Below are 14,194 nucleotides of genomic sequence, written 5' to 3'. Positions count from 1 at the left end.
AACGTACAAAGTTAAAGAAAAAGCTTTATCGTGATATTGAACTCAATTTATGCGTAGGCAATTGATTAATACAGAGTCCTTATATTGATAAGCCTACCAGATTTTCAAGAAAACTTGCATAAGAACTTCAATGTGTGAGACTCTTTACTGTATATAAAAACAGTGTGAGGTTAATTATGGCCGTTATAACAAAATTTGTCGTAGTTAGAGAAGGGGTTGAAAAGATGACTTTTACATCGAAGAAGGAGGCTGATGCCTACGACAAGATGCTTGATGTCGCTGACAACTTGATCCCTTTTCTAAGTAAATCTGAACTAGGACTCGAAGATAATGATATTGAAAAAATTGGTTTTTATTTGGCGCAACATAAAGATGAGCTGCAATCTTTGCTTAAAGGTAGTGCACCGGAAAAAAGTACACCCGCTAAAAAAGTATCTAAAAAGACTGATTCAAAATAAAAAAGTCGAAAATAGTCTGTTTGAAATTGATTGTTTGTTGGTAAAATGCGACGAATTTATTTGTTTTAATTGATGGAACTGTTAAAGGATATTTATGACTGCGTCGTTTTATGACACATTAAACCGTCAGGTTACCGCTTTACTGACGGGTGAAGATGATCAAATTGCCGCTTTAGCCAATTTTTCAGCGTTGTTAAATGACAACTTAGCTGACCTTAATTGGGTTGGGTTCTATCTATTAAAGAATGATCTGTTAGTACTTGGACCTTTTCAAGGGAAAGTTGCTTGCTCCCGTATTCCGGTAGGTAAAGGTGTTTGTGGCACAGCAGTGGAAAAAAATCAAACACAAAGAATTGCCGACGTACATCAATTTTCGGGACACATTGCGTGTGATTCTGCCAGTGTTTCAGAATTAGTTGTGCCCTTTAGGCGAGATGGTATTGTTATCGGAGTACTCGATATCGATAGCCCTTCGTTATCAAGATTTGATGAAATTGACCAGCGTGGTGTGGAAACGATGGTTAAAAGTCTCGAAAACTGCCTATTTGGTTAATCTACGACCAATTATTGCTAATTGGTGGTCGCAATCATTTCGTGCGTCTCTATAATGAGCGGTTTGAGCAATGAAATTTCAAATCGTGATTATTCGCTAAAGCGAATCAATAGCGTTTATGATAGGTTGTTGCTAAGGTAGGTTTGATTTTGGCACTAAAAATATAAATTAATCATTATTAATTTGTGCTTTAGGTCATAATCAGACAAATATAAACGACACGTAAATCAATGAGAGAGATAAACTCTTTTGGTGGTGTCCCTTTTTTAAACTGTGGAAGTAAAGATGGAATCAACAGAAAAGTTGACCGATACCAACGCTATTCTTGCGTACTTATATGAAACATTTCCTTTATGCTTTATTGCTGAAGGTGAAACGAAACCATTAAAAATCGGGTTGTTTCAAGATTTAGCGGAAAGGTTAGCTGATGATTCTAAAGTCAGTAAGACTCAACTAAGAATCGCTTTAAGAAGATACACAAGTAGCTGGCGTTACCTTAAGTGTGTGAAAGCCGGTGCACACCGTATCGATTTAGATGGTAATTCTTGTGGTGAGCTAGAACAAGAGCACGTTGACCATGCTCAAGCTACACTTAAAGAAAGTCAGGAAAAAGCGAAAGCAAAAAGAATAGCGAAGGCAGGTAAAACTCCAGCGCCTTCAGCTACTGCTAACAAGCCAGCTAAAAAACCGGTTGCGAGAAGACCGAAAGCGGCTACTAACGCAAAACCTGCAAAAGAGAAAGTCGCGGTAGCAATTTTAACGCCTGCAGTATTGGCTGAGTTGAAGAAAAATCAACGTGTAAATGTCAAACTAGGTAAGGCGCCAGTAGCTGGTGTTATTTTGGATATCAAAAAAGAAGATGTTCAAGTTCAGCTAGATTCAGGTTTAACGATTAAAGTTAAAGCGGAATACATACTACTGTAATGGTTTAAAAGCATGTAAAGGAGTAACTTGTTGATGCGGAAAATGTCTCTGGCTGTATCTATCGCCAGTATTTTTGTAGGATTCTCGGCGTGGGCTGTTAGCCCTACTATTCAATTCAGCGAGTTACCTGCTTTAAAGCAGGAACCCCAACATAAAGTGGCGAGTAAACGCGTCACTGGTTTGTTTACCCGATCACATTACCATCGTTTTGAAATGGACGATGCGTTCTCAAAGCAAGTTTTCGAGCGTTATCTTAAGCAATTAGATTATCGTAAGAATGTGTTATTGCAATCCGATGTTGATAGCTTTATGGCTTATTCAACTCAATTTGACGAAATGTTAAAAAGTGGCAATCTCCAGCAAGCATATTCAATGTTTGAAGTCATTCAAAAGCGTCGCTATGAACGGTTTACCTATGCACTTTCTCTGCTAGATAAAGAGATGAAGTTTGATGTCGTCGGCGATGCTTACGAATTCGATCGTAAAGATGCTGCTTGGCCTAAAAATGAAGCTGAGTTAAATGAACTCTGGCGTCAGCGAGTCAAATACGATGCGCTTAATCTTTCACTCACAGGCAAAAAGTGGGATGAAATAGTTACTGTTTTATCGAAGCGATATAACAATTCAATTAAGCGTCTGAGTCAAACCCACAGTGAAGATGTTTTCCAAGGGGTGATGAACGCATTTGCAAGAACGGTAGAACCCCACACTAGCTACTTATCTCCTCGAAATGCTGAACGTTTCCAAATGGAAATGAATTTGAGCCTAGAGGGTATTGGTGCGGTGCTTCAAGTCGATGACGATTACACGATTATTAAGAGCTTAGTAGCAGGTGGTCCAGCGGCGACAAGTGAGAAGTTATCACCAGAAGATAAGATCGTTGGTGTTGGCCAAGAAGGTGAAGACGTTGTTGACGTTATCGGTTGGCGTTTAGACGATGTAGTCGAGTTAATTAAAGGACCAAAAGGCAGTAAGGTTGTTTTAGAGATCTTGCCAAATAAAGGCGGATCGAGTGCCAAGCCTTTTGAACTAACAATTGTTAGAGATAAAATACGACTAGAAGACCGTGCAGCAACATCAAAGGTTGTTGAACCTACAGAAGGTCCTTACGCTAATCGTAAAGTGGGCGTCATCCATATCCCTGGTTTTTATATGAACCTTTCAAAGGATGTTTCTAAAGAGCTTGCTGAGCTGAAAGAGGCAAAAGTTGAAGGGATTATTATTGACCTGCGCGGGAATGGTGGCGGTGCGTTAACAGAAGCAACTTTGCTTACCGGTCTGTTCATTGAACAAGGTCCTGTTGTACAAATACGTGACGCTAATGGTCGAGTTTCGCAAAATAGAGACAATGACGGAAGAGTGACTTATGACGGTCCTTTAACCGTGATGGTAGACCGTTACAGTGCATCAGCCTCAGAAATTTTTGCTGCAGCGCTGCAAGATTATGACCGCGCGTTGATTGTAGGTGAATCTACCTTTGGTAAAGGTACTGTGCAACAGCATAAAGGACTTGGCCGTATATACGATATGTATGAGAAGCCTATTGGCCATGTACAGTACACTATCGCAAAGTTTTACCGGATCAATGGCGGTAGCACTCAACTTAAAGGGGTAACCCCTGATATTCCGTTCCCAAGTGCATTAGCGCCTGGTGAATATGGCGAGGCTGAAGAAGAAAATGCACTGCCGTGGGATAAGGTACCTGTTGCTCAATACGGTACGTTAAATGAAATATACCCAGAGTTAATTCAGAATCTTGATGGTAAACATCAGCAAAGAATTAAGACTGACGTTGAATTCAGTTATATCTTCCAAGATATAGCGGAGTTTAAAGAGAGTCATAACGACAAGACCGTTTCATTGGTCGAAAGTGAACGACTCGCTGAACGTGATGAAAATGATAAGAAGCAACTTGATCGTGTCAATGAGCGTAGAGTTCGAGAAGGTCTAGAGATTGTTAAATCGTTAGACGATATTGAAGATGACACTGAAAAAACAGATGCATTTCTTGATGAAACTGCTTACATTACACTCGATTTAGTCGACGTAGAGAAAGTAGCGAAGAATCAAAAATAGTGATTCATCCTGAATTAGAAAACGCGCTTTTAGCGCGTTTTTTTTAACCTAAAATTAGAATATGTAGGCCTACAATGACACAACCACAAGCTAAGTATCTCAAAGATTACCAAGCACCGCGTTTTCAAATATCTCATCTTGATTTAGATATCTCTTTAGCGGGTATACAAACAGTAATAGTTGCTACAAGCAAAGTGACCAAAGTCGGTACTCATAGCGAGCCTTTAATCCTTGATGGTGAAGATATTCAACTTAAATCAGTCAAAATTAATGGTGTTGAAGCTAAATTTAGCGAGCAGGTTAGCCAGCTGACTATAGAGACGGATCTTCAAAGCTTTGATTTAGAAATTATTTCTATACTGGACCCTGAAGCAAATACCAGTCTTGAAGGCCTTTACATGTCTGACGGCGCATACTGTACTCAGTGCGAAGCAGAGGGCTTCCGACGTATTACTTACTTCCTAGACCGACCCGATGTGCTGGCCATTTATACCGTTCGTATTCAAGCCAATAAGGCATTATTTCCATTCTTACTCAGTAACGGTAATCTTGTTGCTAGTGGTGATCTAGAAGACGGTCTACATTATGTGAAATGGCATGATCCCTTTCCAAAACCAGCTTACTTATTTGCGTTAGTTGCAGGCGATTTCGATCTTTTAGAAGATGAGTACATCACTCGTAGTGATAGACCCGTCAAGTTACAGGTGTTTGTTGATAAGGGGAATTTACATAAAGCGCATCACGCGATAGCGTCACTTAAGAAGTCGATGCAGTGGGATGAAACACGCTTTAATTTAGAATATGACCTCGATATTTACATGATTGTAGCCGTTGATTTTTTCAATATGGGCGCCATGGAAAATAAAGGGCTCAATGTCTTTAATACTAAGTATGTACTAGCAGATAAAGCCTCAGCGACAGATGATGATTATCATGGTATTGAGTCCGTTGTTGGTCATGAGTATTTTCATAACTGGACAGGAAATCGAGTCACTTGTCGAGATTGGTTTCAGTTAAGCTTGAAAGAAGGTTTAACCGTTTTTCGAGATCAGGAGTTTAGCTCTGACATAGGTTCTCGTGCAGTTAACCGTATTCATGCTATCAAGGTAATGAAAAACCAACAGTTTGCTGAAGATTCAGGCCCAATGGCACACCCGATCCGTCCTGAATCAGTGATCGAAATGAATAACTTTTATACGGTCACTGTTTATAACAAGGGCGCTGAAGTGATTCGTATGATCCACACCTTGTTAGGTGAAGGAAAATTCCAGGCGGGTATGGCGTTGTATTTTAAAAGACACGATGGGCAGGCCGTTACTTGTGATGATTTTGTCGCTGCAATGGAAGATGCTAGTAAGGTCGATTTGGGCCAATTCCGCCGTTGGTATAGTCAAGCAGGTACACCCCAAGTGACTGTGGCAGAGTCTTTTAATGAGTCAAATAACACTTACACCTTGACGTTGACACAAACAACACCCGATACGCCTGGGCAATCTGATAAATTACCGCAACATATTCCTTTTGATATTGAGCTTATTGATGCAGAAGGTCATAGTTTAGTGAATCAAGTCTTAGACTTTAAAGAACAATCTCAGCAATTTGTGTTTGAGGACGTGAAAGCCAAACCCGTTGCCTCGTTACTGCAAGATTTTTCTGCGCCGGTTAAGCTAAGCGTTAAATACTCTATAGAGCAACTGCTTCATTTGATGCGTTTTGCAAATAGCGAAGTCGCTAAATGGGAGGCTTCAGTAGCACTGTTTAGTCAGTCTATTTGGCAATGCGTTGATAATTTACAAAATGGCAAAGCAATGCACATAGATAGCCGCTTGGTAGATGGTTTTAAAGGTGTTTTGTTGTCAGAAAACCTCAATGAAGCCCTAATGGCTGAAATTCTAACGCTAACAAGTGCAGGTTCGTTGATTGAGCAAACAGATTCAATTGATTTAGACAACTTGGCGCTGGCGCGTCAGTTTGCGGTGCTGCAAATTGCGCAAGGGTGTGAAGAGGAGTTGCTCGCCAAAGTAAGGCAGTTACAAAGTCTGGATAGTGCAGATGCCCGAGCATTGAAAAACGTTTGTTTAAGCCTGCTTTTGAACGTTGACGATTCATACCGTGAATTAGCTAAGCAACAGTTTGAGTCTTCAGACAATATGACTGATACGTTAGGCGCGTTAACGGCTCTGAACGGTGAAACGTCGCTTGACAGAAATCAGCTAATGAACGCATTTGAAACTCGCTGGTTAGAAACCCCATTAGCGATGGATAAATGGCTTAGTTTGCACGCAACGTTTGCTAGCAAAGACTGTATAGGGCAATTAGAACAGCTGTTAAAACATGATGCCTTTAGCATGTCTAACCCAAATCGAGTGCGCTCACTGATCGGTGTTTTCGCTGCTGCCAATACATTTGAGTTTCATCGTAAAGATGCAAAGGGTTATGAGTTTCTGACTAAAGCAATCATTAAGCTTAATAAAGTTAACCCACAAGTGGCAGCAAGGATCATCACGCCGCTCATTCAATTCAAAAAATACGACCTAGCAAGGCAAGCGTTGATGCGTAAATCGTTACAGGAGATTTTGGCGATTAATGATCTTTCTAAAGATCTTTATGAAAAGGTGACCAAAGCATTGTCATAATCGTTATCGACTAAGTAAAATATCAGCTTATTCAGAGTATTACTCTCTGTTTAAGCTGTGCTGTTAACATCAACCAGAGAAAAGACGAGTGCGACAATCAGACCAGATATTTCAATTTCCCCTCAATATCAGCTACGAAGATTTCCTACCATACTATCGTGGACAAGTGACTAAAGTAGAAGTCGTCGATACCGCCGGTAGAACCTTATGGATCAGCGCCAGACATTTTAGACCATTTTTTACTCGTTCAGGGATCCGCTCCTACTTTGAAATGGTGGTTGATGGGCAAGGAAATTTGATTAGCCTTAATAAAAAATAGAGTAATTACTTAAAACGGTCGATTACTTTAAACGCACTGGTTTAGGTTTGTTTAATTTTAGATAAGGTATTGTTATTAAATAATATATAACCTGTAATTGACCACTTCTTTATATTATCTAAACCTGATTTAAATACACCCCCTCAAACACCACACAAATTCCTTGCAAAACAGCTGAATCTATTAAAGATTTTCGATATTTCGTTCTTGCTCACTTCGTAAAAATGCTGTAACAATGGTGTTACCTGTACGCTAACAGTATGTTGGCTATCAATTCCAATAACAAAAGAATCCAGCAGGTTACGGAGAGAAGCTAAAATGAAAAAGGTTAAAAACGGCTTTAACAAGTCGACGCTCGCTTTGGGGATAGTTGCGGCGCTCGGATTTGGCATATCAACAAGTGCTAATGCAGTCTCATTTAATTGGGGCGAAGTAGAGGGAACATTTGATTCGACCTGGACTGCTGGTGCGAGTTGGCGAGTTGCAGAGCGAGATTGGAACAATCAGATTGGTAAGGTTAACCAACCGCAATTTGATTGGGCTGGTTATTCGGCGTTTGGTAATACCAAATACAGCTCTGCTGAGATTTGGGCCCAACCAGGTTCCTATTCAAGTAACGGTGATTTGAGTAATTTACTGTATTCGCAAGGCGACACCACTTCTGAAATATTTAAAGGTCTGCACGAACTATCTTTAAAGTACAAGAATTTCGGTGTTTTCGCGCGTGGTATGTACTTTTATGATCGTAAGCTCAATGATGGTAACTATGACTTTAATGACCCGCTAACGGGTAAAGAATTTGATCCTTGTGAAGATAGCAAGGCATCAGAAGTTCAGTGTAAAGACATTCGCTTACTTGATGCGTTCGTTTACGCTGATTTCGATTTTAATGATGGTGCTAATCCACTATCCATCCGTGTCGGTAATCAAGTGGTTTCTTGGGGTGAAAGTACCTTAATTGCTCACGGTATCGGATCGATTAACGCAGTTGATTTAAACATCTTGAATGCCCCAGGTGCTGAGCTTAAAGAAGCTTTTAGGCCTCAGGGCATGGTGTGGGCATCTTTTGGGATAACCGATGACTTGTCAGTCGAAGGTTTTTATCAATATGATTGGCAGCCAATTTGGGTACCTACACCTGGGTCTAGTTTCTCAAGTAATGACTTTGCCGGTTATGGCGGTTATAACCAAAATGCCCAGTTAGGCTTTAACTCAAATCCTGACATGAACCTTGATTTCCTTTTGTCTGAGTATAATACGCTAGTGGGTATGGTTGGCTCTGGACAAGTAGATGGTGCAACTCTAGCTCAGCTTGCATTAGCTTATCCGACTAAGGCCACCTTAGTTGAAGATGATGCTTCAGCCAGTGATGATGGCCAATGGGGTGTTAAACTTGGTTATTACGCGCCTCAACTGGGTGAAACCGAATTTGGCTTGTACTACATGAATTATCACAGCCGTCGTCCACTGATTAGTGGTACCACGGCTAATTTCACTCAAGAAGCGATTGGCAGAGACTTACAACGCCTAGGTGGAAAAGCGCAGTCAGGCGAAATGATGACGCGTGAAGACCTATTGGCACTGGAAACCTTTTCAAAAGCACAAATTGTTTATCCTGAAGATATTCAGTTAATGGGCTTTAGCTTTAACACGCTTGTGGGTGACACCTCTGTAGCGGGTGAAATTGCTCATCGCTTAGATGAGCCGCTGCAGATTGATGATGTTGAATTGTTGTTTGCAGCAATGCCACAGCAACTCGCAAATGCGGGTTTACGCCCCGATTTGGACGGTATTTCACAAGTTGAAAATTATGGTCCGGGTCAATATGCTGAAGGTTTTATCCGTTTAGATACCACTCAAGCTCAAACAACCTTTACCCATCTATTTGGTCCAACATTGGGCACCGATAATCTGACGATGCTGGCTGAAATTGGTGGCGTTTGGATCCATGATATGCCGAGCTTTGATGAGCTTCGCTTAAATGGACCTGGCACCGCTCGTTCAGGTGGTAACCCTGATATGCCTGGCATTATTGAAGCAGTGCATAACGGTCCAGAAACCAATCCATTCCCAACCGATTTTGCTTGGGGTTATCGTTTAGTGGCTAAGGTTGACTATAACAACGTGTGGGGTGGAGTAAACATCGCACCGAGAGTGATTTTCTCTCACGATGTTGATGGTATTACACCCGATCCAATGTTCCTATTTACTGAAGGTAAGAAGTCGGTCGCTTTAGGCGTCAACTTCGATTACCAAAGTCGCTGGAGCGCTGATGTCTCTTACAACGCTTTCTTTGGCGGCGTAGGAACGACTAATACTATGGCTGATCGAGACTATGTGTCGTTCAACATTAAGTACTCAATCTAAATCACAAGGACAATAAAAATGAAAAATCTTGCGATATTGTCTGCAGCAGTCATTCTGGCTTTAGGCGCAACCAGCGCTTTAGCAAAAGTATCTGATGCAGAAGCAGCCAAATTAAGTACTGAGTTTACGCCACTCGGCGCTGAGAAAGCAGGTAATAAAGATGGATCTATCCCAGCTTGGGATGGCGGGATCACTGAACCTGTTGCGGGTTACAGTAAAGGCATGCATCACCCAGATCCGTTTCCAGCAGATAAAATTGAATTTACCATTACTAATGCTAACAAAGATAAATACAAAGCATTTTTAAGCGACGGTCAAATCAAGCTTTTTGAGCTTTATCCTGAAACTTTTAAAATGAATGTTTATCAAACGCGTCGCTCAGCGTCTGTGCCACAGTTTGTATACGATGCGACTTTGGCTAACGCGACACGCGCCGAGTTAATTGATGGTGGTAACGGTATTACGGGGGCATCTATTGGTATTCCGTTCCCAATGCCTGCAAGTGGTTTGGAAGTGATTTGGAACCATGTGCTGCGTTTTCGCGGCGTAGATATTAAAACCTCTCGTAGTCAAGCCGCACCAACAGCAGGTGGTAGTTACACACTGGTTGAGACCGGTGAAGAGATCCGTTTTCAATATTCTCGTCCAGAGATGACATTGGATAAACTCGCAAAAGAAAATACGCTGTTTTTCTTTAAACAAGTGGTGATTCAGCCAGCTCGTTTAGCGGGTACTGCACTGCTTGTAAAAGAAACAATGGACCAAGAGAAGTTGCCACGCCAAGCATGGACTTACAACACGGGTCAACGTCGTGTACGTAAAGCGCCAAATGTGGCATTTGACACGCCAGGCACGGTTTCTGATGGACTAAGAACGACAGATGATTTTGATATGTTTAACGGGTCGCCAGTGCGTTACAACTGGGAGTTGGTCGGCAAGCAAGAGTTATATATTCCTTATAACGATTATAAGCTGCATTCCGATAAGATTACCTATGATCAAATCATCACTCCAGGTCATATCAATCCAGAGTTTGTTCGTTACGAAAAACATCGTGTATGGGTTGTTAAAGCAACGCTAAAAGAAGGTATGCGTCATATCTATAAAGCGCGTACTTTTTACATTGATGAAGACTCGTGGCAGGTATCGGTAGCTGATATCTATGACAACCGAGATGAGCTTTACCGTGTGGCAATTGCTCATGGATTGAACTACTACGAAGTACCAACTCAGTGGAGTACTTTAGAAGTATTTCATGACTTACAGTCTCGTCGCTATATCGCAATGGGTCTAGATAATGAAGGCCGTATGTACGACTTTGATGCAAAATTGAGTGAAAGTAATTTCACTCCCGCTGCACTAAGACGCGCTGGTATTCGTTAACCCACTTAAAGAGGGGCGCTTTGCCCCTCTTATATTTAAAGGAAGTCTGTATGTCGTTTAGCATGCTTCGATTTATCTCTCTTTTGAGTATCGCCAGTATTTTTAATTCTTCTGCTTTATTAGCGCAAGAACAAACCCTAGAACAACAAATTCAACCCCTAGCTATCCATTCGTTAGTCCTCGATATTGTTCAATACGGTAATACTTTGGTTGCGGTTGGCGATCGTGGCCACGCATTTGTTTACGATAAAAAATGGCAGCAAGTCAACACTCCTACATTTGCTCTATTAACCAAAGTTTTTTTTGTATCTGAAGATGAAGGTTGGGCAGTTGGCCATGATGCTACGATAATTCATACCGAAGATGGCGGCTTGACCTGGCAGTTACAGATGCAGGCCCCTGAAATAGAAAAACCTTTTTTAGATCTACACTTTTTTGATAAAGATAAAGGTATTGCAATCGGTGCTTATGGTCTTTTTTATCGTACAAATGACGGCGGTAAAAATTGGATCAGTGAGTACCATCAAGAGCTTCTGTTTGAAGAGGATGTCGCTTATCTTGAAGAGTTAAAAGCAGAAGACGAAGCACTGTATTTGTCAGAGCGTAACAGCTTGCTACCGCATTTTAATCGCGTGGTGTCTGTTTCGAATGAGCTACTCATTATGGTAGGCGAACTGGGGCTTGTCGCCATATCGAGCGATAAAGGTGTCCATTGGCAGAAAAATGATTTTCCCTACGAAGGCTCACTCTTTAATGTAAGTGTCGTCGATAATAGTGTTTATGTTATGGGGCTTAGAGGGCATCTTTTTAAGTCAAATAAAGACTTCGCGACATGGCAGGAAATTATGTTGCCTGTCGACTCGACAATTAATGCAGGGATCCTTTTAGAGGGTTCTGTGTTGCGTCTAGTTGGTAATGCTGGCGTTATTATTGATGTTACGGAAAACGGTGACGCGCAACTGGTTGAACAACGACAGGGCGAAAATCTAGTCGCAATTGCTAAAGACTCCACGGGTATGTTGTGGGTTGCAGGCAATAAAGGTCTCATCAAGTTAGAACAAAAATAATAGGACCTGACTTATGTTAGATAAACTCGTAAATGGCATTGAAACCTATCTTTTCAGGCATCGCGCTTTCGTTATTTTCTTATTTATAATCACCACTCTTTTTTTAGGTTTGCAAGCAAGCAATCTGAAAATGGATGCGGCATTTGTTAAAAATATTCCGCTAAACCACAGTTATATGAAAACCTATTTAAAACACCAAAAGCAGTTTGGTGGAGCCAATAGCGTTATGGTGGCGGTTGAAGACACTAGCGGAAATATCTTTAACGCGAACTTTTTTGATGCACTCAAAAATGTTCACGATCAGCTATTTTTTATCCCTGGTGTTGATAGGGCACAGGTTAAATCGCTATTTTCCCCATCGACTCGTTTTACTGAGGTGGTCGAAGATGGTTTTGCCGGTGGTCCCGTTATACCTGCAGACTTTACGACGACTGACCAAGGCTTAGCTATCGTTCGGGGCAATATTGAGAAAGCGGGAGTCGTCGGTCGACTTATTGCTGAGGATTATTCTGCAGCAATGGTGAGTGCTCAGTTAATGGATTTCGATCCTCAAACCGGTAAGCCTCTTGATACGTTAGCGATTGCAGAGCAGTTAGAGCAGGAGCTAAGAGCTCAATACGAAACTGATGATATAAAAATTCATATTATCGGTTTTTCTAAAATGGCTGGCGACGTTGCTGAAGGTGCAAAAGGCGTATTACTATTTTTCTTAATCGCAATTGTTGTCACCGCGATTATGGTTTACTTTTTCTCTAAATCAATCGTGCTGACTCTATTACCGCTTGTTTGTAGTCTTACCGCAGTTGTTTGGCAGCTTGGTTTATTAACGGTTGTTGGCTTTGGTTTAGATCCCATGTCTATCTTGATACCGTTTTTGGTCTTTGCGATAGGCGTAAGTCATAGTGTACAGATGATTAATGCGGTCAAGCGTAGGGTCAATGATGGGCGCAGTACTAAAGCTGCGGCGGCGCTAGCGTTTAGAAGTTTATTGATCCCCGGCGGCGTGGCTCTCCTATCAGATACGATAGGATTTATGACGCTACTGACGATTGATATTGGCATTATTCGCGAACTGGCTATTTCAGCCTCTCTTGGTGTCGCGGTCATTATTCTGACCAACCTCATTTTGTTGCCACTTGTTATTTCTTATACGCAAGTTCAGGCGCAAAAGAACACTGCACCTGTTAAAGCCAATAATATTTGGGTCAAGCTGTCAAAGTTTGCAACGCCTAAATATGCAATATGGGTTTTACTCATTACAGCTGGTTTATATGCTGTTGGTTTACAACAAGCGAACAAAATGAAAATAGGTGATCTTCAAGGCGGCGCTCCTGCACTGCACTTAGATTCTCGATATAATCAGGATACTTTTTTCATTACCGATAAGTTTACAATTACCACCGATGTAATGACTATTATCGTAGAAGCATTCCCTGAAGCTTGTACCTACCACTCAGTATTAACGCAAATTGATGAATTTGAGTGGCAATTGAGTAACACTGCTGGTGTTGAATCAACGGCAAGTCTGGCCTCTGTCGCTAAAAGAGTAAACGCTGGCTTTAATGAAGGTAATCCTAAGTGGCAAGTCTTGCCTAGAAACACAGCCAGTCTTGTGCAAGCAGTAGGGCGGGTGCCAACCACTTCAGGTTTATTGAACAGCGATTGTTCTGTTATGCCGGTGTATCTTTTCTTAAAAGATCACAAAGCAGAAACCATTGAAGTCGTTATCAATAAGGTCAATCAACTGCAACAGCAGATGAATAATGAGCAGCTTACCTTTAGGTTAGCATCAGGTCCTGTTGGCGTGATGGCTGCAACTAACGAAGCGGTTGCTGAAGCGCAACTTCCAATGATGCTTTACGTCTATGGTGCCGTATTTGTGTTGTGCTTAATTAGCTTCCGCTCTTTACGGGCAACCATTGCGGTTATTTTACCTTTGTATGTGGTATCAACCTTAGCGCAAGCATTGATGACTCAGCTCGATATTGGTCTTGCGGTAAGTACATTACCGGTTATTGCCTTAGGCGTCGGCATCGGTGTTGATTACGGGATCTATATCCTATCGACTATGGCGGTAAGATTAAGAGATGGAATGCCAGTTCAACAAGCCTATTACGAGGCGTTAGTAGAGCGAGGCAGTGCGGTTATCTTTACCGGTTTAACACTTGCGATAGGGGTAAGTACTTGGTTCTTCTCTGCCCTTAAATTCCAAATGGACATGGGTATTTTGCTCACCTTCATGTTTTTGGTGAACATGCTAGGTGCCATCATTATCCTACCGGCGATAGCCGCGGTATTTTGGCGGCAACCCAAGTAAATGAAACAAGAAGAGAAGCTAAAGCTTCTCTTTTTTTTTGCATAAAAAAACGCTATCAGCGATTGTTATTTCACCAGACAGCCAGAAAAGCTGC

The 14,194-nt window shown here is 41.5% G+C and carries 10 protein-coding genes; all 10 read left to right on the top strand.

Features of this window, described 5'->3' with window-relative positions:
* Positions 1 to 176: 176 nt before the first annotated feature.
* The 10 genes from CXF83_RS13960 (at position 177) to CXF83_RS13915 (ending at position 14,100) form a co-directional block, all read left to right on the top strand.
* Positions 177 to 458, top strand: coding sequence for a YebG family protein (locus CXF83_RS13960; RefSeq protein ID WP_101091037.1), 282 nt, complete (start codon positions 177 to 179; stop codon positions 456 to 458).
* Positions 459 to 552: 94 nt separating this feature from the next.
* The gene (locus CXF83_RS13955; protein ID WP_101091036.1) at positions 553 to 1,011 is read left to right on the top strand and encodes a GAF domain-containing protein; all 459 of its coding nucleotides are present in this window, start codon (positions 553 to 555) and stop codon (positions 1,009 to 1,011) included.
* 285 nt (positions 1,012 to 1,296) lie between these two features.
* On the top strand, positions 1,297 to 1,935 hold the full coding sequence (gene proQ / locus CXF83_RS13950) for an RNA chaperone ProQ (RefSeq protein ID WP_101091035.1): 639 nt from the start codon (positions 1,297 to 1,299) through the stop codon (positions 1,933 to 1,935).
* A 33-nt stretch (positions 1,936 to 1,968) separates the two neighbouring features.
* Positions 1,969 to 4,011, top strand: coding sequence for a carboxy terminal-processing peptidase (gene prc / locus CXF83_RS13945; protein ID WP_101091034.1), 2,043 nt, complete (start codon positions 1,969 to 1,971; stop codon positions 4,009 to 4,011).
* A 74-nt stretch (positions 4,012 to 4,085) separates the two neighbouring features.
* Complete coding sequence (pepN, locus tag CXF83_RS13940; protein ID WP_101091033.1) at positions 4,086 to 6,647, top strand: aminopeptidase N; 2,562 nt, start codon at positions 4,086 to 4,088, stop codon at positions 6,645 to 6,647.
* An 88-nt stretch (positions 6,648 to 6,735) separates the two neighbouring features.
* Complete coding sequence (locus CXF83_RS13935) at positions 6,736 to 6,966, top strand: DUF2835 domain-containing protein (RefSeq protein WP_101091032.1); 231 nt, start codon at positions 6,736 to 6,738, stop codon at positions 6,964 to 6,966.
* A gap of 318 nt (positions 6,967 to 7,284) precedes the next feature.
* Positions 7,285 to 9,333, top strand: a complete 2,049-nt coding sequence (locus tag CXF83_RS13930) for a DUF1302 domain-containing protein (protein WP_101091031.1) — start codon at positions 7,285 to 7,287, stop codon at positions 9,331 to 9,333.
* 18 nt (positions 9,334 to 9,351) lie between these two features.
* Entirely contained in the window at positions 9,352 to 10,716 is a 1,365-nt protein-coding gene (locus CXF83_RS13925; RefSeq protein ID WP_101091030.1) for a DUF1329 domain-containing protein, read from the top strand.
* Between the two features lie 50 nt (positions 10,717 to 10,766).
* Positions 10,767 to 11,783 (top strand): WD40/YVTN/BNR-like repeat-containing protein, encoded by a 1,017-nt coding sequence (locus CXF83_RS13920; protein ID WP_101091029.1) that lies wholly within the window; start codon positions 10,767 to 10,769, stop codon positions 11,781 to 11,783.
* A 13-nt stretch (positions 11,784 to 11,796) separates the two neighbouring features.
* Positions 11,797 to 14,100 carry an efflux RND transporter permease subunit gene (locus tag CXF83_RS13915; protein WP_101091028.1) on the top strand — a complete coding sequence of 768 codons (2,304 nt, stop codon included), beginning with the start codon at positions 11,797 to 11,799 and terminating at the stop codon, positions 14,098 to 14,100.
* Positions 14,101 to 14,194 lie beyond the last annotated feature (94 nt).

Source organism: Shewanella sp. Choline-02u-19 (assembly GCF_002836205.1).
Lineage (GTDB): Bacteria > Pseudomonadota > Gammaproteobacteria > Enterobacterales > Shewanellaceae > Shewanella.
This window is presented reverse-complemented; position numbering and strand designations above follow the sequence as displayed.